Source organism: Pseudomonas sp. TCU-HL1 (assembly GCF_001708505.1).
GTDB lineage: Bacteria > Pseudomonadota > Gammaproteobacteria > Pseudomonadales > Pseudomonadaceae > Metapseudomonas.
Genome location: NZ_CP015992.1, coordinates 6,126,455 through 6,146,946 on the forward strand (window position 1 = coordinate 6,126,455; position 20,492 = coordinate 6,146,946).

General features: G+C 64.2%; 18 protein-coding genes. 7 read left to right on the top strand and 11 right to left on the bottom strand.

Going from position 1 to position 20,492, the window contains the following annotated elements:
• Positions 1-105: 105 nt before the first annotated feature.
• On the bottom strand, positions 106-273 hold the full coding sequence (locus THL1_RS27970; protein WP_069086277.1) for a rubredoxin: 168 nt from the start codon (positions 271-273) through the stop codon (positions 106-108).
• A gap of 159 nt (positions 274-432) precedes the next feature.
• On the opposite strand from THL1_RS27970, the gene THL1_RS27975 reads away from it, so the two are divergent.
• Together THL1_RS27975 and ubiA are read left to right on the top strand one after the other, a co-directional pair.
• Positions 433-987 carry a chorismate--pyruvate lyase family protein gene (locus tag THL1_RS27975; RefSeq protein WP_069086654.1) on the top strand — a complete coding sequence of 185 codons (555 nt, stop codon included), beginning with the start codon at positions 433-435 and terminating at the stop codon, positions 985-987.
• Positions 988-1,060: 73 nt separating this feature from the next.
• Positions 1,061-1,951 carry a 4-hydroxybenzoate octaprenyltransferase gene (ubiA, locus tag THL1_RS27980; RefSeq protein WP_069086278.1) on the top strand — a complete coding sequence of 297 codons (891 nt, stop codon included), beginning with the start codon at positions 1,061-1,063 and terminating at the stop codon, positions 1,949-1,951.
• Positions 1,952-2,029: 78 nt separating this feature from the next.
• Here the strand turns inward: ubiA and THL1_RS27985 are convergent, their stop codons facing one another.
• Positions 2,030-2,416, bottom strand: a complete 387-nt coding sequence (locus THL1_RS27985) for a hypothetical protein (protein WP_069086279.1) — start codon at positions 2,414-2,416, stop codon at positions 2,030-2,032.
• A gap of 330 nt (positions 2,417-2,746) precedes the next feature.
• Between THL1_RS27985 and phoB the strand changes: the two genes are divergently transcribed.
• From phoB to THL1_RS28000, 3 genes are all read left to right on the top strand, one after another.
• Positions 2,747-3,436 carry a phosphate regulon transcriptional regulator PhoB gene (phoB, locus tag THL1_RS27990; RefSeq protein WP_028626921.1) on the top strand — a complete coding sequence of 230 codons (690 nt, stop codon included), beginning with the start codon at positions 2,747-2,749 and terminating at the stop codon, positions 3,434-3,436.
• 127 nt (positions 3,437-3,563) lie between these two features.
• On the top strand, positions 3,564-4,826 hold the full coding sequence (phoR, locus tag THL1_RS27995) for a phosphate regulon sensor histidine kinase PhoR (protein ID WP_237234852.1): 1,263 nt from the start codon (positions 3,564-3,566) through the stop codon (positions 4,824-4,826).
• A gap of 77 nt (positions 4,827-4,903) precedes the next feature.
• The gene (locus THL1_RS28000; RefSeq protein ID WP_069086281.1) at positions 4,904-6,244 is read left to right on the top strand and encodes a hemolysin family protein; all 1,341 of its coding nucleotides are present in this window, start codon (positions 4,904-4,906) and stop codon (positions 6,242-6,244) included.
• Positions 6,245-6,275: 31 nt separating this feature from the next.
• Here THL1_RS28000 and THL1_RS28005 read toward each other — a convergent pair whose 3' ends face one another.
• From THL1_RS28005 to THL1_RS28040, 8 genes are all read right to left on the bottom strand, one after another.
• On the bottom strand, positions 6,276-7,280 hold the full coding sequence (locus THL1_RS28005; RefSeq protein ID WP_237234721.1) for an IS110 family transposase: 1,005 nt from the start codon (positions 7,278-7,280) through the stop codon (positions 6,276-6,278).
• 326 nt (positions 7,281-7,606) lie between these two features.
• Complete coding sequence (locus tag THL1_RS28010) at positions 7,607-8,503, bottom strand: peptidoglycan DD-metalloendopeptidase family protein (RefSeq protein ID WP_069086282.1); 897 nt, start codon at positions 8,501-8,503, stop codon at positions 7,607-7,609.
• A 104-nt stretch (positions 8,504-8,607) separates the two neighbouring features.
• Complete coding sequence (locus THL1_RS28015) at positions 8,608-9,525, bottom strand: response regulator (RefSeq protein ID WP_069086283.1); 918 nt, start codon at positions 9,523-9,525, stop codon at positions 8,608-8,610.
• Positions 9,526-9,786: 261 nt separating this feature from the next.
• A complete protein-coding gene (phoU, locus tag THL1_RS28020) occupies positions 9,787-10,527 on the bottom strand; it encodes a phosphate signaling complex protein PhoU (RefSeq protein ID WP_069086284.1) in 741 nt (246 codons plus the stop codon).
• A gap of 124 nt (positions 10,528-10,651) precedes the next feature.
• Entirely contained in the window at positions 10,652-11,485 is an 834-nt protein-coding gene (pstB, locus tag THL1_RS28025) for a phosphate ABC transporter ATP-binding protein PstB (RefSeq protein WP_069086285.1), read from the bottom strand.
• 69 nt (positions 11,486-11,554) lie between these two features.
• Entirely contained in the window at positions 11,555-13,171 is a 1,617-nt protein-coding gene (pstA, locus tag THL1_RS28030; protein ID WP_145928448.1) for a phosphate ABC transporter permease PstA, read from the bottom strand.
• Between the two features lie 248 nt (positions 13,172-13,419).
• Positions 13,420-15,459, bottom strand: coding sequence for an ABC transporter permease subunit (locus tag THL1_RS28035; RefSeq protein ID WP_177343869.1), 2,040 nt, complete (start codon positions 15,457-15,459; stop codon positions 13,420-13,422).
• A gap of 466 nt (positions 15,460-15,925) precedes the next feature.
• A complete protein-coding gene (locus THL1_RS28040) occupies positions 15,926-16,897 on the bottom strand; it encodes a phosphate ABC transporter substrate-binding protein PstS family protein (protein WP_069086287.1) in 972 nt (323 codons plus the stop codon).
• A gap of 159 nt (positions 16,898-17,056) precedes the next feature.
• On the opposite strand from THL1_RS28040, the gene THL1_RS28045 reads away from it, so the two are divergent.
• Positions 17,057-18,361, top strand: coding sequence for a PQQ-dependent sugar dehydrogenase (locus tag THL1_RS28045; RefSeq protein ID WP_069086288.1), 1,305 nt, complete (start codon positions 17,057-17,059; stop codon positions 18,359-18,361).
• Between the two features lie 95 nt (positions 18,362-18,456).
• Here THL1_RS28045 and THL1_RS28050 read toward each other — a convergent pair whose 3' ends face one another.
• Positions 18,457-19,746, bottom strand: coding sequence for an MFS transporter (locus THL1_RS28050; protein ID WP_069086289.1), 1,290 nt, complete (start codon positions 19,744-19,746; stop codon positions 18,457-18,459).
• 276 nt (positions 19,747-20,022) lie between these two features.
• Between THL1_RS28050 and THL1_RS28055 the strand changes: the two genes are divergently transcribed.
• Positions 20,023-20,430 carry an acyl-CoA thioesterase gene (locus THL1_RS28055; RefSeq protein ID WP_003457836.1) on the top strand — a complete coding sequence of 136 codons (408 nt, stop codon included), beginning with the start codon at positions 20,023-20,025 and terminating at the stop codon, positions 20,428-20,430.
• The last annotated feature ends 62 nt before the right edge of the window (positions 20,431-20,492 follow it).

Genomic DNA, 20,492 nt, shown 5'->3' on the forward strand with positions numbered 1-20,492 from the left:
ACCGCCAAGCACCCACGAGCCTGTCCAGACAGAGGATAGGCCCTTCCTGCGGACACGAAAAAGCCGGCCACGAAGACCACTGGCCGGCTTGTTCGAATCGGGGGATCAGTTGATCTCGATCATCTCGAAATCCAGCTTGCCCACGCCGCAATCGGGGCACAGCCAGTCTGCCGGAACGTCCTCCCAGCGGGTGCCGGCGGCGATGCCGTCATCCGGCCAACCCTGGGATTCGTCGTAGACCAGGCCACAGACTACGCATTGCCATTTCTTCATCGTGCTTACCTCAACGTTCTCGGCCGATCGCCTCGCGCGGGCCATTACAGACAGTTCAGGCCCGCTTTGTACTGGTTAGGCAGCCGCCGGGCAAGAGGCAGCCGACCGCCACGGGGCGTGCTAATCTGCGCCGTCTTCCACCGCCCAAGCCCCCCGCCCGTGCCCCACGCCGCCCTTGTCCATCCGCCGCGCTGGCTGACCGCCGCCCAGCTGCATCCCGCTCCTGCCGCCACGGTTCGCGACTGGCTGTTCGACCAGGGCTCGCTGACCCGCCGGCTGACGGCGCTTTCGGGCAATGCCTTCAGCGTCACACCGCTGGAAGAGGGCTGGCAGACGCTGCGTGCCGACGAATGCGCCGCGCTCGGTATTCCTGCCGGCAGCCAGGGTTGGGTGCGCGAGGTCTACCTGCGCGGCCATGGTGAAGTCTGGGTGTTCGCCCGCAGCGTGGCGGCTCGCCATGCACTGGAAGGTTCGGGGCTGGACCTGCATCAACTTGGCAGCCGCTCCCTCGGCGAGCTGCTGTTCAGCGACCGCGCCTTCGACCGTGGCGCCATTGAGGTCACCCGCTACCCCGCCCCGTTGCTGCCCGGCGAAGTGCGCGAAGAGCGCCTGTGGGGCCGTCGCTCGTGTTTCTCGCGAGGTGAACTGGGGGTGCTGGTGGCGGAGATCTTCCTCCCCGCGCTGTGGCACCAGGCCGGTATCGAAGCCGTATAATCCGCGCGCCGAGCCTGTTTACGATCTCGCGATCCTATACAGGCTCTTCCAAGGGAGAGCCGGAGAGCCGCCGATGTACCTGACCCTGCTGCAATCGCTGAACCGCCTGCATCCCCGTGCCATGGACTTCATCCAGCTGACCCGGCTGGACAAGCCCATCGGTATCTACCTGCTGCTCTGGCCCACGCTCTGGGCCCTGTGGATCGCCGGCGAAGGCAGCCCCAGCCTGGCCAACCTGGTGATCTTCGTCCTCGGGGTGAACCTGATGCGCGCCGCCGGCTGCGTGATCAACGACTACGCCGACCGCAACTTCGACGGCCACGTCAGCCGCACCCGCACCCGCCCCCTGGCCAGCGGCCGGGTCACGCCGCGCGAAGCGCTGGTGTTCTTCGCCGTGCTGGTGGCCATCAGCTTCGTGCTGGTGCTGTTCACCAACGCCACCACCATCTGGCTGTCCTTCGGCGGCCTGGCGCTCGCCGCCTGCTACCCCTTCATGAAGCGCTACACCTTCTACCCGCAGGTGGTGCTGGGTGCCGCGTTCTCCTGGGGCATGCCAATGGCCTTCACCGCCGAGACCGGCGAACTGCCGGCAGCGGCCTGGTTGCTGTACATCGCCAACTTGCTGTGGACGGTGGCCTACGACACCTACTACGCCATGACCGACCGTGAGGACGACCTGAAGATCGGGGTGAAATCCACCGCCATCCTCTTCGGCGACGCCGACCGCCTGATCATTGCCACGCTGCAGGGCCTGGCGCTGCTCTGCCTGCTGCTGGCGGGCAATCGCTTCGAACTGGGGGGTTGCTTCTACCTGGGCCTGGTGGCTGCGGCCGCGTGCTTCGCCTGGGAGTTCTACAGCACCCGCACGCGCGATCCGCAGGCCTGCTTCAAGGCCTTCCTGCACAACCACTGGGCGGGCCTGGCCATCTTCGCCGGCATCGTCGCCGACTACGCGCTGCGCTGATGCGCAGCGCGCAGATCACCCTCTCTCCTAGTCGGTTGGAAAACGCAGTATTGGCAACGCAGGTAGTTTTCCAGCCGGCTAGTAAGCTTCGGGCTTGGCGACGTGCCACACCCCCATCTTGCCGTCGCCAGTGACATCACCGGCCTTCTTGTCCATGACAAAGGTGTACAACGGCTTGCCGTCGTATGCCCACTGCATGGAGCCGTCGTCGCGCGTGACCACGCTCCACTCGCCATCGGCCTTGGCGCCCGCCTCGGCCATCAGCGGCGGCCAGTTCTGCGCGCACTGGCCGTTGCAGGCGGACTTGCCGCCGGCATCCTTGTCGTAGGTGTAGAGCGTCATACCCTTGGCGTCGACCAGCATGCCGTTCTTCTCCATTGCCGGCTCGGCCGCCAGGCCCAACAGGGGCCAGCTCAGCAATGCGCCGGCAAGCAGCGGAACGAATCGGGGGGAAATTCTTCTCATTTTCTATCCTCTCCTCGGAATGAACAGCAACAGCCTGGCGGCAGCTGAGATCACGGCTTGAGGTCGCAGCGGAGCAGGACGGAAAGAGCCACGAACGCCCATCGTGCCGATGGGGTCCTGTGCCAGGCTCCGGGCCGCCCACGGTTGGCGGCGGCCTCATTGAGCATAGACGCGCCTCGCCACGTCGAGTTCCGTGGCAAATGACAGAGCAATGTGGTTAACGCAGAATTCTCGAGAGCCCCTCGCATTCCCATGTCACATCCCTGCAATAATTCCGTTATCTAATGCGGCGCAATCAGTCATACACGCGACCTTTCCTGAGGCTTGAACATGGTTGGCAAGAACATCCTGATCGTTGACGACGAAGCGCCGATCCGCGAGATGATCGCCGTCGCTCTCGAGATGGCCGGCTACGACTGCCTGGAAGCTGAAAACACCCAGCAGGCCCATGCCATCATCGTCGATCGCAAACCCGATCTGATCCTCCTCGACTGGATGCTGCCCGGCACCTCCGGCATCGAGCTGGCCCGCCGCCTCAAGCGCGACGATCTCACCAGCGACATCCCGATCATCATGCTCACCGCCAAGGGTGAGGAGGACAACAAGATCCAGGGTCTGGAAGTCGGCGCCGACGACTACATCACCAAGCCCTTCTCCCCGCGCGAACTGGTGGCTCGCCTCAAGGCCGTGCTGCGCCGCGCGGGCCCCAGCGACAGCGAAGCACCGATCGCCATCGGCGGCCTGCTGCTGGACCCCATCAGCCATCGCGTGACCATCGACGGCAAACCCGCCGAGATGGGCCCCACCGAATACCGCCTGCTGCAATTCTTCATGACCCACCAGGAACGCGCCTACACCCGTGGTCAGTTGCTCGACCAGGTTTGGGGTGGCAACGTCTATGTCGAAGAGCGCACCGTCGACGTGCATATCCGCCGCTTGCGCAAGGCCCTCGGCGAGGTCTACGAAAATCTGGTTCAGACCGTTCGCGGCACCGGCTATCGTTTCTCCACCAAAAGCTGACCCGGGCCCGACGGGCCCACCCTATCGACGTTTCGCGCGCGGCCGCGCCGAAACGTCGACAGGACCTAGTACAAGGACGCGATAGGTGAATCAAGACTGGCGCGGCGTAGTCATCCGCCGCCTGCTCATGCTGATCGGTGCCTGCCTGCTGGCGGGGCTGGTCACGGGTCAATACGCCTGGGCCCTGGTGATCGGCCTGGGCGCCTACCTGGGCTGGACCCTGGCGCAGTTGCTGCGCCTGTACAAATGGCTCAAGGAACACCAGCCCGATGAAGCGCCGCCGGATGGCTACGGCCTCTGGGGCGAAGTGTTCGACAGCATCTATCACCTCCAGCGCCGCGACCAGCGCGTACGGGGCCGCCTGCAGGCGGTGATCGACCGGGTGCAGGAGTCCACCGCCGCTCTCAAGGACGCCGTGGTGATGCTCGACAACGACGGCAACCTCGACTGGTGGAACCGCGCCGCGGAAACCCTGCTGGGCCTGAAAACCCCGCAGGACAGCGGCCAGCCGGTGACCAACCTGATCCGTCACCCGCGCTTCAAGGAATATTTCGAGCAGGGCAACTACCAGGAACCCCTGGATCTGCCTTCGCCGGTCAACGACCGCCTGCGCCTGCAGTTCCACATCACCCAGTACGGCAACAGCGAGCACCTGATGCTGGTGCGCGACGTCACCCGCCTCCACCAGCTGGAGCAGATGCGCAAGGACTTCGTCGCCAACGTCTCCCACGAACTGCGCACGCCGCTGACGGTGATCGCCGGCTACCTGGAAACCCTGCTGGACAACGTCGAAGACGTGAACCCGCGCTGGACCCGCGCGCTGCAGCAGATGAGCCAGCAGGGCAAGCGCATGCAGAACCTGCTCAACGACCTGCTCCTGCTGGCCAAGCTGGAAGCCACCGACTACCCCTCCGACAGCCAGCCGGTGGCCGTGGACCTGATGCTGCTGCAGATCAAGGCCGACGCCATCGCCCTGTCCGGCAACCGCCACCACCGCATCAGCCTGGAAGCCGACCATAACTTCAAGCTGCGCGGCAGCGAGGCGGAAGTCCGCAGCGCCTTCTCCAACCTGGTGTTCAACGCGGTGAAATACACCCCGGACGAGGGCGAGATCCGCATCCGCTGGTGGGGCGACGAAACTGGGGCGCACCTCTCCGTGCAGGACAGCGGAATCGGTATCGAAGCCAAGCACCTGCCCCGTCTGACCGAGCGCTTCTACCGCGTCGACTCCAGCCGCAACAGCGGCACCGGCGGCACCGGCCTGGGCCTGGCCATCGTCAAGCACGTGCTAATCCGCCATCGGGGTCGTCTCGACATCAGCTCGGTGCTCAACCACGGCAGCACTTTCACCTGCCATTTCCCGGCCACGCAGGTGGTTCGGCGCAGCTGAAGGCCCACGTACCCCGACTTGCAAACTCGGGGTGCAGCCTTCACCCTTAGCCGGTCATTCGTCAGCAAAAACCATCCATGGACCCTTCCCCTAGTTCCAACTTTCTCTCCTATTTCGCCGATTTCGGCCTGATTCTCTTCGCCCTCTTCCTCGTGCTGCTCAACGGCTTCTTCGTGGCCGCCGAGTTCGCCATGGTCAAGCTGCGCTCCACCCGCGTCGAAGCCATCGCCGATCAGCACGGCTGGCGCGGCCGCATCCTGCGCACCGTACACAACCAGCTGGACGCCTACCTCTCGGCCTGCCAGCTGGGCATCACCCTGGCCTCGCTGGGCCTGGGCTGGGTGGGTGAACCGGCCTTCGCGCACCTGCTGCAGCCCCTGCTCGAATCCATCGGGATCGAGTCGGAGAAGCTGATCCATGGCATCGCCTTCTTCAGCGCCTTCTTCATCATTTCCTACCTGCACATCGTGGTCGGCGAACTGGCGCCCAAGTCCTGGGCCATCCGCAAGCCCGAGCTGCTCTCGCTGTGGACCGCCGCGCCGCTCTACGCCTTCTACTGGCTGATGTACCCGGCCATATGGCTGCTCAACGCCAGCGCCAACACCATCCTGCGCATCGCCGGGCAAGGCGAGCCCGGCCCGCACCACGAGCACCATTACAGCCGCGACGAACTCAAACTGATCCTCCATTCCAGCCGCGCCCGCGACCCCAGCGACCAGGACATGCGCGTACTGGCCTCGGCGGTGGAGATGGGTGAACTGGAAGTGGTCGACTGGGCCAACTCGCGGGAAGACTTGATCTACCTGGAGCACGACGCACCGCTGGCGGACATCCTCAGCGTGATCCGCCGCCACAAGTACAGCCGCTACCCGGTGCATGACGAGCAGAAAGGCGAGTTCATCGGTGTGCTGCACATCAAGGACCTGCTGCTGGCACTGTCCGCCCTGGACAGCCTGCCGGAATCCTTCGACCTGGTCGAACTCACCCATCCGCTGGAACGCGTGACCAAGCACATGCCGCTGTCGCGCCTGCTGGAACAGTTCCGCAAGGGCGGTGCGCACTTTGCCCTGGTGGAAGAAGCCGACGGCAAGGTGGTGGGCTTCCTGACCATGGAAGACATCCTGGAAGTGCTGGTGGGCGATATCCAGGACGAACACCGCAAGACCGAACGCGGCGTGCTGGCCTACCAGCCGGGCAAGCTGCTGGTACGCGGCGACACGCCGCTGTTCAAGGTGGAACGCCTGCTCGGCATCGACCTCGACCATGTGGAAGCCGATACCCTCGCCGGCCTCATCTACGAAACCCTCAACCGCGTGCCGGAAGAGGAAGAAGTGCTGGAAACCGATGGCCTGCGCATCATCGTGAAAAAGATGAAAGGCCCGAAGATCGTCCTCGCCAAGGTGCTCAAGCTCGACTGAGCAGCAGATCCTGTAGATACCGTCTTGTTTTTTACTTCGCAATAGCCAGTTTGGGATCAAACGGCTCGCCTGATTTAAGCACGCCATAAGCGATGCATAGCAGCTTGCGCATGGCTGCGCAGACGATCTGTTTGCCGGCCTTACCGGCGCTGCGCATGCGCTCGGCCAGCGCGCGGATAGCTGGGTTGTAGGTCAGGGATACGACGGCTGGCAGATAGAGTCCTGCGCGCAACCTGGCAGAGCCCATCCGCGAGATACGAACATGGCCCTTGAGCGTGCCTGAGTCTTGCAACTTCGGGTTCAGTCCTGCAAAGGCGGTGACCGCTCGACTGTCCTCAAAGCGCTGGATATCGCCAAGCTCGGCCAGCAAGAGTCCCGCGGTTCGGTCTGCAATGCCATCGATGCTCTTGAGCAGGTTCCGTTGCCCCTTGAGATCATCGTTGTCGTCGAAGTGTTTTTCGATCGCCGCCAGCGTGTCCTGGATCTGTTGGCGGATGTGCTTGAGCATCGACTGAATCAATTCAATAGCTTTGTCATCATGCGTCACATCCAGACGGTTTTGCTCCATCTGCTCCAGCTCCTGAAGATCTTTCAGGCGGTGCGTAAGTGCTCTGAGGCGGCGAATCTTCGGCTTTTCAGGCTCCCAGGCACGCAGCTTGTCCTGATGCCTGCGGCCGTACTCTGCAATCATCTTGGCATCGACCTTGTCGGTCTTCACGCGCTGCAACTGGCTACTGGCGTAACGCGCCGTCTGGCTAGGGTTTAGCACGCAGACCTTGTAACCCCGTTCGTACAGCCATTGGGCAAGGGCCTCGTGGTAAATACCTGTCGCTTCCATCACGACCCAGGCCTGCGGCTCTGCGTACTTGCTCAACCACTGCTGCAAAACTTCGAAGCCGCCCTGGTCATTGCCCAGCTTGGCCTTGGTGCGGTACTTGCCGTTGGCTTGCAAGGTGGCGATATCGAATGTGTGCTTGGCAATATCAATGCCGACAACAACTCCCATCATGTCCTCCTGTGAAGGGCTGATCGTCACTGCATCCGTCCTACCTTGTTGATGCGAGCTCAAAGCTCTGGATACCGTTCGGACTTACTGGATGAGTGCGGAGGAGCGCAGCGCAATCTACGTTACAAGCTCGAGGCTTTAGGGTGGACACGGCTTGCGGTTCCTCCCCCGATGATCAGTCGGGGACTATCGCCTCTGAGGAGGCTCAAGTCGAGATACAAGGGTGGACAGCGTTTTTCTGTCCACCAGGCGGAGTCCAGCCTGGCATCGATGGTGGATAAAAAGAGCGTTATCCACCCTTGCTGAACACCCTCTCCCCCAGTCCCTCTCCCGGGTGGAGAGGGGAGATATGGCCCCTATTCCCCGCCCACCGCGAAGTTCGGCAGGGTGTCCACCGGCTGGGCGAAGTCGAACGGGATGGATTCCAGCGCCAGGCCAACGTTGCGCTGGATGACGAAGTGCAGGTGCGGGCCGGTGCTGTTACCGGTGTTGCCGGAGCGCGCGATGCGTTCACCGATGGCCATCCTCTGGCCTTCGCGCACCTGCACCGAACCCCGCATCAGGTGCAGGTAGACGCCCATGGTGCCGTCGTCATGCAGGATGCGGACGAAGTTGCCGGAGGGGTTGTTGCCCCGACCGCTCTGGTCATTCTCGATCTTCACCACCATGCCCGGCCGCGCGGCGACGATGGGCGTGCCTTCAGGCATGGCGATATCCAGGGCGTAGCGACCTTTGGGGGTGAAATGGCTGTAGCGGCCGTTGGCGCCCTGGGTCAGGCGGAAGGGCCCGCCCATCCAGGGCAGCGGATAGCGGTAGAGCACCGGTTGCAGGCGCGGGTCGCCCATGGCGTAACGCAGCTTGGGCTTGTAGCGCATCGGGCGGTCGGGGTCGACCGGCGCCAGGGTGGCCATGCGCATGCTGCTGCGCGGCGCCAGCACCCAGCGAATGGGGTCGTCCGGGGCACCGGAGACGTTCTCGGCCTGGTCGATACGCAACTCCACCTCCACCGGCGCGAACAGTTCGTTGCGCAGCAGCAGGGTTTCGCCGGCTTCGTGTTTCCTGGTTTCCAGCTTCACCGACAGGTCGAGGCGCTCCACCATGCGGTCGCGGAAGACGAACACCTGGGCGCCGGACACAGCCTGGTCGGTGTAGGTCACCACACCGTTGGCGTCGGTGTACTTGTAGATGGTCAGCGCAGCCGCCGGCAGGCTTGCGCCGAGCAGCAGCACCAGAGAAAGGAATCGCCCCAACATGTCGGCCCGTTGTTCTTCTGTGCTCCGTATTGCCGAAGACTAGCAGCGCGCAGCGTGGCGGGCGAGACGTCGCCCGTCGGGCTGTGACGGGGTTGGCTGGACGGTCAGGCGCCGGGGACGAAATGCTTCTGCGCGGTACCGCGAGCGATCAGCCGGGACAGGTAATCGAGCTTCTGCGGGTCACGGTCGACGAAGCGGAACGTCAGCTGTAGCCACTCGCTGTCAGGCTTGGGCTCCAGTGCGGCGACCGCATGCAGGTAGCCGTTGAGCCGGGCTACTTCACCGCCCTCGCCCTGCTCCAGGTCGAGCACGGCACTTTCCAGCACCTGGGGCAGCGGCTCGCCACGGCGCACCACCAGCTGCGCATCCTTCAGGCTCAGGGCCTTGATCACGCAGGCCAGCACACCACCCGGCAAGCGCAACTGGGCCTGGCCACGGCCACCGGGGGCCTGGGACGCGGCCTTGGCCGACGGCGTCGGCGTCGGCGCGGCGGGCTTGGCGACCGGTGCAGCCGGCGCGGGTGCCGCCGCAGGGCGGATCACCTCGGCCTTGCCGCCGGTGAGCGCGGCGAGGGAATCGTTGGCGAAGCCGCCGGCATTGGGCAGCTTGACCGGTGCACTGGACATCAGGGCCTCGAGCTTGCCGCTGCGGGCCAGGGATTTCTTGACCTTGGTGACCAGTTGATCGTTGGAAAAGGGTTTGCCGATGTAGTCGGATACGCCGGCCTGGATGGCCTGGATGACGTTCTCCTTGTCGCCACGGCTGGTGACCATGATGAAAGGCGTGGTCTTCAGGTTGTCCTGCTCGCGACACCAGGTGAGCAGTTCCAGGCCAGACATCTCGGGCATTTCCCAGTCGCAGAGGATCAGGTCGATACTGGCGCGGGCGAGCAGCTGCTGGGCCTTGCGCCCATTGATCGCCTCTTCGATCTGGATGCCGGGGAAGTTGTCTCGCAGCCCCTTCTTCACCAGATCGCGAATAAAGGACGCATCGTCCACCACCAGCACATTGACCTTGCCCATCGACTGCTCCTCGGGAAACGGGGCTAAGGATAGCCTTGGCTGATAGCCAATTGCCAAGCCTGTTTTTGCACCACGACCAGGTAGTCACATCCGCCCCTGGTGCGGGCAGGGTCGCGGCCCTGCGTAGGGTGCGCTGCGCGCACCGGAAATCTGGTGCAGGCACTTTGGTGTGAACCCACCGTGCACCCTGCGGTCGCAAGCCAATACTCCAGAAACAAATCGCCCGGCACAGGGCCGGGCGCTTTATCTACAGGCTGGGGCTCAGCCTTCGGACGAATCCTTGTTGCTGCCCTTCACCTCTTCGGTCATCCGCGCCAGGCCCATGTGGCGAACGTCAGTGCCGCGCACCAGGTAGATCACCAGTTCGGAGATGTTGCGCGCGTGGTCGCCGATGCGCTCCAGGGAACGCAGGACCCAGATGACATTGAGCACACGGCTGATAGCGCGCGGGTCTTCCATCATGTAGGTGACCAGCTCACGCAGGGCGGTCTTGTACTCGCGGTCGATGGTCTTGTCGTACTGGGCCACGGACAGGGCCAGGTCGGCGTCGAAACGGGCGAAGGCGTCCAGGGCTTCCTGGACCATCCTGCGCACCTGGTCGCCGATGTGGCGCACCTCGACGTAGCCGCGCGGTGCCACGCCTTCCTCGCAGAGCTGGATGGCGCGGCGGGCGATCTTCGAGGCTTCGTCGCCGATACGCTCGAGGTCGATCACCGACTTTGAGATGCTGATGATCAGGCGCAGGTCGGAGGCCGCCGGCTGGCGACGGGCGAGGATGCGCACGCACTCTTCGTCGATGTTGCGCTCCATCTGATTGATCTGGTCGTCGATCTCGCGCACTTGCTGGGCCAGGCCCGAGTCGGCGTCGATCAGCGCGGTGACCGCGTCATTGACCTGCTTCTCGACCAGGCCGCCCATCGCCAGGAGGTGGCTGCGCACTTCCTCCAGTTCGGCGTTGAACTGCTGGGAGATGTGATGGGTGAGGCTGTCTTTGTCGATCATTGTGAAGAATCCTGTGGTGGCTGCAGTTCTCCCTCTCCATTCAGGGAGAGGGCCGGGGAGAGGGTGCTGCCCCTCGATCCCCTCACCCTAACCCTCTCCCAGGGGGAGAGGGGACGATCCGGAATTAACCATAGCGACCGGTGATGTAGTCCTCGGTCTGCTTCTTGGCCGGGTTGGTGAACAGCGTATCGGTGTCACCGAACTCGATCAGCTTGCCCATGTACATGAAGGCGGTGTAGTCGGAAACGCGCGCCGCCTGCTGCATGTTGTGGGTCACGATGACGATGGTGTACTTGCTCTTGAGCTCATAGATCAGCTCTTCCACCTTCAGGGTGGAGATTGGGTCCAGGGCCGAGCAGGGCTCGTCGAGCAGCAGCACTTCCGGCTCCACCGCGATGGTGCGGGCGATCACCAGACGCTGCTGCTGACCACCGGAGAGACCCAGCGCGGATTCGTGCAGGCGGTCCTTCACTTCATCCCACAGCGCGGCGCCCTTCAGCGCCCACTCCACGGCCTCGTCCAGCACGCGCTTCTTATTGATGCCCTGGATGCGCAGGCCATAGACGACGTTCTCGTAGATGCTCTTGGGGAAGGGGTTCGGCTTCTGGAACACCATGCCCACACGGCGACGCAGCTCAGCCACTTCCTCGCCCTTGCGGTAGATGTTCTTGCCGTCGAGGAGGATCTCACCTTCGACGCGGCAGCCATCCACCAGGTCGTTCATACGGTTGAAGCAGCGCAGCAGGGTCGACTTGCCGCAACCGGACGGCCCGATGAAAGCGGTCACGCGCTGCTTCGGGATGTTCAAGCTGACGTCGTGCAGCGCCTGCTTCTGGCCATAGAACAGGGACAGGCCGGGCACTTCGAGGGCAACGGTTTCCTCGGCCAGGCGCAGGTTCTGCTTGTCGCGGCCGAGGGCGGAAATGTTGACGCCGTGGCTGTGGGTTTCGTGTTGCATGTGTTCACTCCGTTCGTAGCGTCGAGCTACAAGCTGTAAGCCTCAGGCAATTCGGTTGGCGGTGGACGATCAGCTGTCCAGCGCCTTGTATTTCTCGCGCAGATGGTTGCGGATGGCGACGGCCGAGAAGTTCAGCAGCGCGATCACCAGCACCAGCAACAACGCGGTGGCGTACACCAGCGGCCGCGCGGCTTCGACGTTCGGGCTCTGGAAGCCGACGTCATAGATGTGGAAGCCCAGGTGCATGATCTTCTGGTCCAGGTGCAGGTACGGGTAGTTGCCATCCACCGGCAGGCTCGGCGCCAGCTTCACCACGCCCACCAGCATCAGCGGCGCCACTTCGCCGGCGGCGCGGGCCACGGCGAGGATCAGGCCGGTCATCATGGCCGGGCTGGCCATCGGCAGGACCACTTTCCACAGGGTTTCGGCCTTGGTTGCGCCGAGGGCCAGGGAGCCTTCACGCACGGCACGGGGAATGCGCGCCAAGCCTTCTTCGGTCGCCACGATCACCACCGGCACGGCGAGGATCGCCAGGGTCAGGGACGCCCAGAGCAGGCCCGGGGTGCCGAAGGTCGGCGCCGGGGCGGACTCGGGGAAGAACAGGCGGTCCAGCGAGCCGCCCAGCACGTAGACGAAGAAGCCCAGGCCGAACACGCCGTAGACGATGGCCGGAACGCCCGCCAGGTTGTTCACCGCGATGCGGATCACGCGGGTCAGCGCGCCCTGCTTGGCGTACTCGCGCAGATAGATGGCGGCGATCACGCCGAAGGGGGTGACGATCACGGCCATGATCAGGGTCATCATCACGGTACCGAAGATGGCCGGGAAGATACCGCCTTCGGTGTTGGCTTCACGCGGGTCGTCGGCGAGGAATTCCCACAGCTTGGCGAAGTAGAAGCCGACCTTGTCGAACAGGCCCATGGCGTTCGGCTGGTAGGCATGCACCACCTTGCCCAGGCTGATTTCCTGCTCCTGGCCACCGGTTTCGCGCACCACCACGCTGTCGCGGTTGAACTGTTGGTGCAGGCCCATCAGTTGCTCTTCCAGGCCCTTGTAGCGCTTGTCCAGCTCAGCGCGCTCAGCAGCGATGTCGGCCTGGGCCTCGGGGGTCAGGGTGTCGCTCAGTTCCAGCTTGCGGGTCTGCAGGCGCAGGCGCTCAAGGCCATGGTTGATGGCGCCGATGTCCTTCTTCTCCAGCTGGTAGAGCTGGGCGTAGAGCGCATTCACACGTTCCAGGCGCTTTTGCAGCTCGGCCATGGCGGCCTCGCCTTCGGCCACCACCTGGCCGTTTTCCTTCACGCTCACCAGACGGCCGTAGAAGTTGCCCCACTCGCGGCGCTCCAGCGCCACCAGTTCGGTCGGGTACTTCTGGTCCTGCAACCACTCGCCCACCACCCAGGTGAAGTCGCTGCCGTAGACATCACGATTGCCCACCTTGAGCAGTTCGCGAGTCATGAACTCCGGTCCGTCTGCCGGCACCGGCAGGCCGGCACCTTTCAGGCGCGCGCGGGACACTTCCTCGATCTGCACCGCTTCGCCGACCACTGGCTTGGCTGCCTGGCCGGGCACGGCGTACTGCGCTTCCACCAGGTCGGCCGGCCAGAAGTGGCCGAGACCGCGCACGGCAATCACCGAGAGCAGGCCGATGGTCATGATGACGGCGATGGATACCGCGCCGCCGCTCATCCAGACGCCCGGTGCGCCACTCTTGAACCAGTCTCTAAGGGAAACCTTTTTCACGGATTTCTCCACCGCTTTAGTCTTTCAGTTCCTCCTGCCAGGGGCCGGAGGTTTCGTGTTGGTTACTCCCTCTCCCTTCAGGGAGAGGGTTGGGGAGAGGGGCTACCCGAGGCGTCACCCTCTCCCGGTCCTGCGGACCACCCTCTCCCTGAAGGGAGAGGGTCATCAGATGCCCCGCGTTCCGAGGGGCGCTTTTAAAGTGAGGCGTACTTCTTGCGCAGGCGCTGACGGATCAGCTCTGCCAGGGTGTTCATGATGAAGGTGAAGGTCAGCAGCACCAGCGCCGAGAGGAACAGCACGCGGTAGTGGGTACCACCGACCTCGGATTCCGGCATTTCCACCGCCACGTTGGCGGCCAGGGTGCGCATGCCTTCGAAGATGTTCACTTCCATTACCGGGGTGTTGCCGGTGGCCATCAGCACGATCATGGTCTCGCCCACGGCGCGGCCGAGGCCGATCATCAGGGCCGAGAAGATGCCCGGACTGGCGGTGAGCAGGACCACGCGGGTCATGGTCTGCCAGGGCGTGGCGCCCAGGGCCAGCGAACCGTAGGTGAGGCTGCGGGGGACGCTGAACACGGCGTCTTCGGCGATGGAGAAAATGTTCGGGATCACCGCGAAGCCCATGGCCAGGCCGACGATCAGGGCGTTGCGCTGGTCGTAGGTGATGCCAAGGTCATTGCTGATCCACAGGCGCATGTCGCCGCCGAAGAACCAGCTTTCCAGCAGCGGGCTCATGCCCAGTGCGACCCACGCGGTGAGGCTCACGACCGGGATCAGGATGGCCGCTTCCCAACCGTCCGGCACGCGCAGGCGGATGGACTCGGGCAAGCGGCTCCAAATGAAGCCGGCCAGCAGGATGCCGATCGGGGTCAGCAACAGCAGGCTGAAGATGCCCGGCAGGTGGCCTTCCACATAGGGAGCCAGGAACAGACCGGCGAAGAAACCCAGGATCACGGTGGGCAGTGCTTCCATCAGCTCGATCACCGGCTTGACCTTGCGGCGCATGGCCGGGGCCATGAAGTAGGCGGTGTAGATGGCCGCCGCGATGGCCAGCGGAGCGGCCAGCAGCATGGCGTAGAAGGCCGCCTTCAGGGTGCCGAAGGTCAGCGGCGCCAGGCTCAGCTTGGGTTCGAAGTCGGTGTTGGCGGCGGTGGACTGCCAGACGTACTTGGGCTCTTCATAGCTCTCGTACCAGACCTTGCCCCACATCGCGCTCCAGGACACTTCCGGATGCGGATTGTGCAGGCGGAACGGCATCAGCTGGTTGCCTTCCTCGACCACCACGCGGTTGGCACGCGGCGACAGGGCCAGCAGGCCGGAACCGTCAGTCACCGGCTCGACCAGCAGGGTGCGGTTTGCCGTGCTGTGGAACACACCGAGATGACCGGTGGAATCCAGGGCAACGAAGCCCTTGCGGCGCTCTTCCGCGGTGATCTGCACCACCGCTGCGGTGTCCAGCTGGAAGTCACGGATGTGCTTCAGGCGCGAAGAGCCATCCGGGTCGCGCGCCATGAACCACTGGGCGATGCCGCCCTTGGAGTCGCCCACCATCAGGGAGATGCCGCCCAGCAGCATGGTGCTGGCAGTCACCTCGCGCTCGCCGTCTTCGAGCAGCTTGTAGCGGCCGTTCAGGGCGTGTTCGCGCAGGCTGAAGACGTCGGCATGGGCACGGCCATTGAGGACGTAGAGCCACTGGTGACGCGGGTCGACGTAGATGGCCTTGATCGGCTCGGCGATCTGCGGCAGCTCGACGCGGGTCTGCTCCTGGGTGATCTCGCCGGTCATCATGTTCTCTTCACTGACCACCTGCTGCACGTGCAGCTGGTTGCCGGTGGAACCGGCCAGCACCAGGGTTTCGTCATTGATGCTGAGGGCAATGTGTTCGATGGCCCGGCCCTGGGCGTCCAGCACCATGGGCGCCTCGCCGTAGGGGAAGCTGACCTGGGGCTTGATGGTTTTCTTGTTGTCCGGGTAGGTGACCTTGTAGCTGTGCTTGAAGATCAGCGCCTGGCCGTTGGACAGGCCCAGCACTACCAGCGGGCTGCCGGGTTGATCCTGTCCGATGGACACCACGCTGGCACCTGCCGGCAGCGGCAGTCGCTGGCGTTGCAGCAGGCTGCCGTCCTTCACTGCGAAGAACTGCACCTCACCCTTGTCGGCGACGCGCATGCCCACCATGTTCTGCTCTTCCAGGGCCAGCAGCAGCGGCTTGCCGGCGTCCTGCTGTTGCATCCAGGCCGGGCTCTGGGCTTTCTTCGCGGTCAGCTCGGCGCCTTTGAACAGCGGCACCACCACATAGGCCAGGTAGAAGAAGATCAGGGTAATGGCGCCAAGCACGGCGAGGCCGCCCACCAGCACGTACCAGCGGGTCAGGCGGTCCTTGAGCGCCCGCATCTTGCGCTTGCGCTGCAGCGCAGGCGTATTGAAGTCGATGCGCTCGGGAGGGTTCTTCGAAGTAGTCAGGGTGTTGGCCAGGTCAGTCATGGATTCGGGCTCTTGCCACAGTCAGCGCGCATAGGCTTTTACGATGGGGGCACAGCCTACGGGCTTCGTGTGACAGAAAGATTACAGCGAGTTGACGTGGCGAAGCCCACCCGGAGGAGGCCTCGGGTGGGCTCGCGCGACAGGGGTCTCCCGTCGCTCTCGCTTCCTTGCGGAGCGGCGAGCATGAGGCCGCCGCTCCCTTATCCGGCCTGGATTACAGACCCAGATCCTTCAGTGCTTTTTCGGCCACTTTGGCCGGTACCGGGATGTAACCGTCCTTGACGACGACTTCCTGGCCTTGCTTGGACAGCACCATCTTCACGAACTCGGCTTCCAGGGGAGCCAGCGGCTTGTTCGGCGCCTTGTTCACGTAGACGTAGAGGAAGCGGGACAGCGGGTAGCTGCCGTTCAGGGCGTTCTGCTCGTTGTCTTCAACGAACTCGCCGCCTTCCTTCTTGGCCAGGGCAACAGTCTTCACGCTGGAAGTCTTGTAGCCGATGCCGGAGTAACCGATGCCGTTGAGCGACTGACTGATGGACTGCACCACGGAAGCCGAACCCGGCTGCTCGTTGACGTTGCCCTTGAAGTCGCCTTTGCACAGGGCTTCTTCCTTGAAGTAACCGTAGGTGCCGGATACCGAGTTACGGCCGAACAGCTGGATCGGCTGGCTGGCCAGGTCGCCGGTCACGCCCAGCTCACCCCAGGTCTTGATGCTGCTGGTGCCACCGCACAGGCGGTTGGCGGAGAAGATCGCGTCAACCTGCTGCATGGTCAGACCTTTGATCGGGTTGTCCTTGTGCACGAAGATCGCCAGGGCGTCGACGGCCACCGGAACGGCGGTCGGCTTGTAGCCGTACTTCTCTTCGAAGGCCTGCAGCTCGACGTCCTTCATCTTGCGGCTCATCGGGCCCAGGTTGGCGGTGCCTTCGGTCAGAGCCGGCGGCGCGGTGGAGGAACCGGCGGCCTGGATCTGGATGTTCACGTTCGGGTACTCGCGCTTGTACGCCTCGGCCCACAAGGTCATCAGGTTAGCCAGGGTGTCCGAACCAACGCTGGAGAGGTTGCCGGAAACGCCAGTAGTTTTCTGGTAGGCCGGAATGGCCGGGTCGACAGCGGCGACCGCACTGGCGGTAGCGACACCGGCGGCGACGAAGGTCAGGGCCGCCATCAAACGCTTCAGTTTCATGCCTTGCTCCTAAGCAGGACGAGGGGGTTGAATGCAACGGGGGCCAGTATCGAGAGGCCGTATGACCACTCTATGAATTGATTGTGACAATTGGATGAATGGCCACCATCGCTTGTCCAACCGGGGTCATCGCCTGAAAAACCACCTGGAGATACCCCCATGACGCGTCATCCCCTGCTGCCCTTCGCCCTCCTGGCGCTCTGCACGGCGTGCAGCGAAATGGCCACCCTGACGGTCGAGGACGGCACCGGTCCTAACCCGCAACTGCCGCCGCCGAACCGCACCGTCATCCCCACTGTCAACATCGCCCCGGCCGTCGGCTGGGCACCGGGCAGCAAGCCCGTAGCCGCAGACGGCACCCGCGTCGAAGCCTTCGCCGAGGATCTGCAGCATCCGCGCTGGCTCTACGTGCTGCCCAATGGCGATGTGCTGGTGGCCGAAAGCGCCGCGCCGGACACCGGCAAGCCGGCTGGCCTCAAGAGCTGGGCGACGGGTTTGTTCATGAAGCGCGCCGGCGCCCAGGTACCGAGTGCCAACCGTATCTCCCTGCTGCGCGACATCAACGGCGACGGCGTGGCCGACCTGCGCAGTACCTTCCTCAGCGGCCTCAACTCGCCCTTCGGCATGGTGCTGGTGGGCAAGGACCTCTACGTCGCCAATGCCGACGCACTGATTAGCTTCCCCTATGTGAAGGGCGCCACCGAAATCAGCGAGCCGGGCACCCAGGTCACCGACCTGCCGGCCGGGCTCAACCACCACTGGACCAAGAACGTCATCGCCAGCCGCGATGGCCGCAAGCTCTATATAACGGTGGGCTCCAACAGCAACGTCGGCGAGAACGGCATGGAAATGGAAGAAGGCCGCGCCGCCATCTGGGAGCTGGACCGCGCCAGCGGCAACAAACGCCTCTTCGCCACCGGCCTGCGCAACCCCAACGGCCTGGCCTGGGAACCCCAGACCGGCAAGCTGTGGACAGCCGTGAACGAACGCGACGAACTGGGCAGCGACCTGGTGCCGGACTACATCACGTCGGTGAAGGATGGCGGCTTCTATGGCTGGCCCTACAGCTACTTCGGCCAGCACGTGGACGAGCGGGTCCAGCCGCAACGCCCGGACCTGGTGGCCAAGGCCCTGGTCCCCGACTACGCCCTGGGCCCGCACACGGCCTCACTCGGCATCGCCTTCGCCAAGGGCAGCAAACTGCCGAAATTCCAGAACGGCCTCTTCGTCGGCCAGCACGGCTCCTGGAATCGCAAGCCGCTCAGTGGCTACAAGGTGATCTACGTGCCCTTCAAGGCCGGCAAGCCCAACGGCCAGCCGGTGGACGTACTGACCGGGTTCCTGGACGCCAAGGGCAACGCCCAGGGCCGCCCGGTGGACGTCAAGCTCGACAGCAAGGGCGCCCTGCTGGTAACCGATGACGTGGGCAACAAGGTTTGGCGGGTGAGTGCGGCGAAGAAATGAAGCTCTCGTAGGATGGCGTAGAGCGGAGCGAAACCCATCATCGCGAATCGATGGGTTTCGCAGGCTCTACCCATCCTACGGACTAAGCGGGACGATCAGCGCTTCTTCGCGATCAGGAACAGCCCAATCAACATCGCCACACCACACAGGGCCGCCACGTAATAGGCCGGACCCAGGCTGTCCCACTTCATCAGCAGCGACACCACCATCGGGGTCAGGCCGCCGAAGATGGCGTAGGCCAGGTTGTAGGAGAACGACAGGCCGGAGAAGCGCACCACCGGCGGGAAGGCCTTGACCATCACATAGGGCACGGCGCCGATGGTGCCGACGAACAGGCCGGTCAGCGCGTAGAGCGGGAACAACCAGTCCGGATGCGCCTTGAGGCTGGTGTAGAAGGTCCAGGAGCTGATCGCCAGCAACAGGCCGCCCACCAGGAAGGTACGGCCCGCGCCGATGCGGTCGGCGATGGCCCCGGAAGCCACGCAGCCGATGGACAGCAGCACGATGGCCAGGCTGTTGGCCTTGAGCGCGGTCGCCGCGTCGAAGCCATAGACCGTCTGCAGCAGGGTCGGGGTCATCAGGATCACGACCACGATGCCGGCCGACAGCACCCAGGTCAGCAGCATCGACAGCACGATGGCGCCACGGTGCTCGCGCAGCACCGCCTTCAGCGGCACTTCGTCGGCCAGCGCCTTGCGCTGCTGCATCTCGGCGAATACCGGGGTTTCGTGCAGCCAGCGGCGCAGGTACACGGCAAACAGGCCGAACACACCACCGACCAGGAACGGCAGGCGCCAGGCCCAGTCCAGCACTTCGGCCGGGGTGTAGAGGCTGTTGATCAGGGTCGCCATCAACGAGCCCAGCAGGATGCCGGCGGTCAGGCCCGACGTCAGCGTGCCGCAGGCATAGCCGATGTAGCGCGACGGTACGTGCTCGGACACAAACACCCAGGCGCCCGGCACCTCACCACCGATGGCCGCCCCCTGCACCACGCGCATCGCCAGCAGCGCCAGCGGCGCCCAGATACCGATCTGCTCATAAGTCGGCAGCAGGCCCATCGCCAGGGTCGGGATGGCCATCAGGAAGATGCTCAGGGTGAACATGCGCTTGCGGCCCAGCAGGTCGCCGAAGTGCGCCATGACGATGCCACCCAGTGGGCGCGCGAGGTAGCCGGCGGCGAAGATGCCAAAGGTCTGCATCTGGCGCAGCCATTCCGGCATTTCGGCAGGGAAGAACAACTTGCCCACTACCGCGGCGAAGAACACGAAGATGATGAAGTCGTAGAACTCCAGGGCACCGCCCAGGGCGGACAGCGACAGGGTCTTGTAATCGCTGCGGGTCAGCGGACGCGAGGGGCGCACCTCGGAGGCAAGCACGGAAGACATGGGGTGGGATTCTCGTCTGGGGGAGCAGTACGTTCTCCGCTGCTTGGGCGGAAAAATCGCCTGGCAACATATCAAAAAGCGTCAAATGTACACAGTCTCAGCCACAAAACCGCCTCTGGCGCGCTACAGCGGTCGTCTGGTGCCACGCCGTGGCTATATACTGCGCGCTGTTCAGCGCAGGTCGGCATGCAGTGGGTCGGCTGGCGCACAGGGAAGGACGGGGCAGCGCCCCGCTCCAGGCATTGGCGCCACACACACGAAACAGGCAGTCCCGGCATGATCGAAATCGAAGAAGAAGAGAACCTCACCCCGCAAGGCGACCTCGCCCTGCAGATCACCGCGCTCCCGCGGGAAACCAATGGCTTTGGCGACATCTACGGCGGCTGGCTGGTCTCCCAGATGGACCTGGCCGGCACCGCCATGGCCAGCAAGGTCGCCGCGGGCCGCGTGGCCACGGTGGCCATCGACCGCATGGCCTTCCTGGTACCGGTGGCCGTGGGCGCCCAGCTCTCCTTCTATACCCAGACGCTGGAAATCGGCCGCAGCTCCATCCAGATGCTGGTGGAAGTCTGGAGCGACGACCCGCTCTCCAGTGAGTGGCGCAAGGTCACCGAAGCCGTATTCGTCTTCGTCGCCATCGACGGCAGCGGCCGCACCCGCCCGGTCCCGCCGCGTCGGGGCTGACCGCGAACGCAGAAAGGGCCGCACAGCGGCCCTTTTGTTTGCACGAGACTGGAGCGTAGGGT

Bases quoted from the DNA above. Each gene is read 5' to 3' on its own strand.
- THL1_RS27970 (WP_069086277.1), bottom strand. From the start codon at position 273: ATGAAGAAATGGCAATGCGTAGTCTGTGGCCTGGTCTACGACGAATCC.
- ubiA (WP_069086278.1), top strand. From the start codon at position 1,061: ATGTACCTGACCCTGCTGCAATCGCTGAACCGCCTGCATCCCCGTGCC.
- THL1_RS27985 (WP_069086279.1), bottom strand. From the start codon at position 2,416: ATGAGAAGAATTTCCCCCCGATTCGTTCCGCTGCTTGCCGGCGCATTG.
- phoB (WP_028626921.1), top strand. From the start codon at position 2,747: ATGGTTGGCAAGAACATCCTGATCGTTGACGACGAAGCGCCGATCCGC.
- phoR (WP_237234852.1), top strand. From the start codon at position 3,564: ATGCTGATCGGTGCCTGCCTGCTGGCGGGGCTGGTCACGGGTCAATAC.
- THL1_RS28000 (WP_069086281.1), top strand. From the start codon at position 4,904: ATGGACCCTTCCCCTAGTTCCAACTTTCTCTCCTATTTCGCCGATTTC.
- THL1_RS28010 (WP_069086282.1), bottom strand. From the start codon at position 8,503: ATGTTGGGGCGATTCCTTTCTCTGGTGCTGCTGCTCGGCGCAAGCCTG.
- THL1_RS28015 (WP_069086283.1), bottom strand. From the start codon at position 9,525: ATGGGCAAGGTCAATGTGCTGGTGGTGGACGATGCGTCCTTTATTCGC.
- phoU (WP_069086284.1), bottom strand. From the start codon at position 10,527: ATGATCGACAAAGACAGCCTCACCCATCACATCTCCCAGCAGTTCAAC.
- pstB (WP_069086285.1), bottom strand. From the start codon at position 11,485: ATGCAACACGAAACCCACAGCCACGGCGTCAACATTTCCGCCCTCGGC.
- pstA (WP_145928448.1), bottom strand. From the start codon at position 13,171: ATGAGCGGCGGCGCGGTATCCATCGCCGTCATCATGACCATCGGCCTG.
- THL1_RS28035 (WP_177343869.1), bottom strand. From the start codon at position 15,459: ATGCAACAGCAGGACGCCGGCAAGCCGCTGCTGCTGGCCCTGGAAGAG.
- THL1_RS28040 (WP_069086287.1), bottom strand. From the start codon at position 16,897: ATGAAACTGAAGCGTTTGATGGCGGCCCTGACCTTCGTCGCCGCCGGT.
- THL1_RS28045 (WP_069086288.1), top strand. From the start codon at position 17,057: ATGACGCGTCATCCCCTGCTGCCCTTCGCCCTCCTGGCGCTCTGCACG.
- THL1_RS28050 (WP_069086289.1), bottom strand. From the start codon at position 19,746: ATGTCTTCCGTGCTTGCCTCCGAGGTGCGCCCCTCGCGTCCGCTGACC.
- THL1_RS28055 (WP_003457836.1), top strand. From the start codon at position 20,023: ATGATCGAAATCGAAGAAGAAGAGAACCTCACCCCGCAAGGCGACCTC.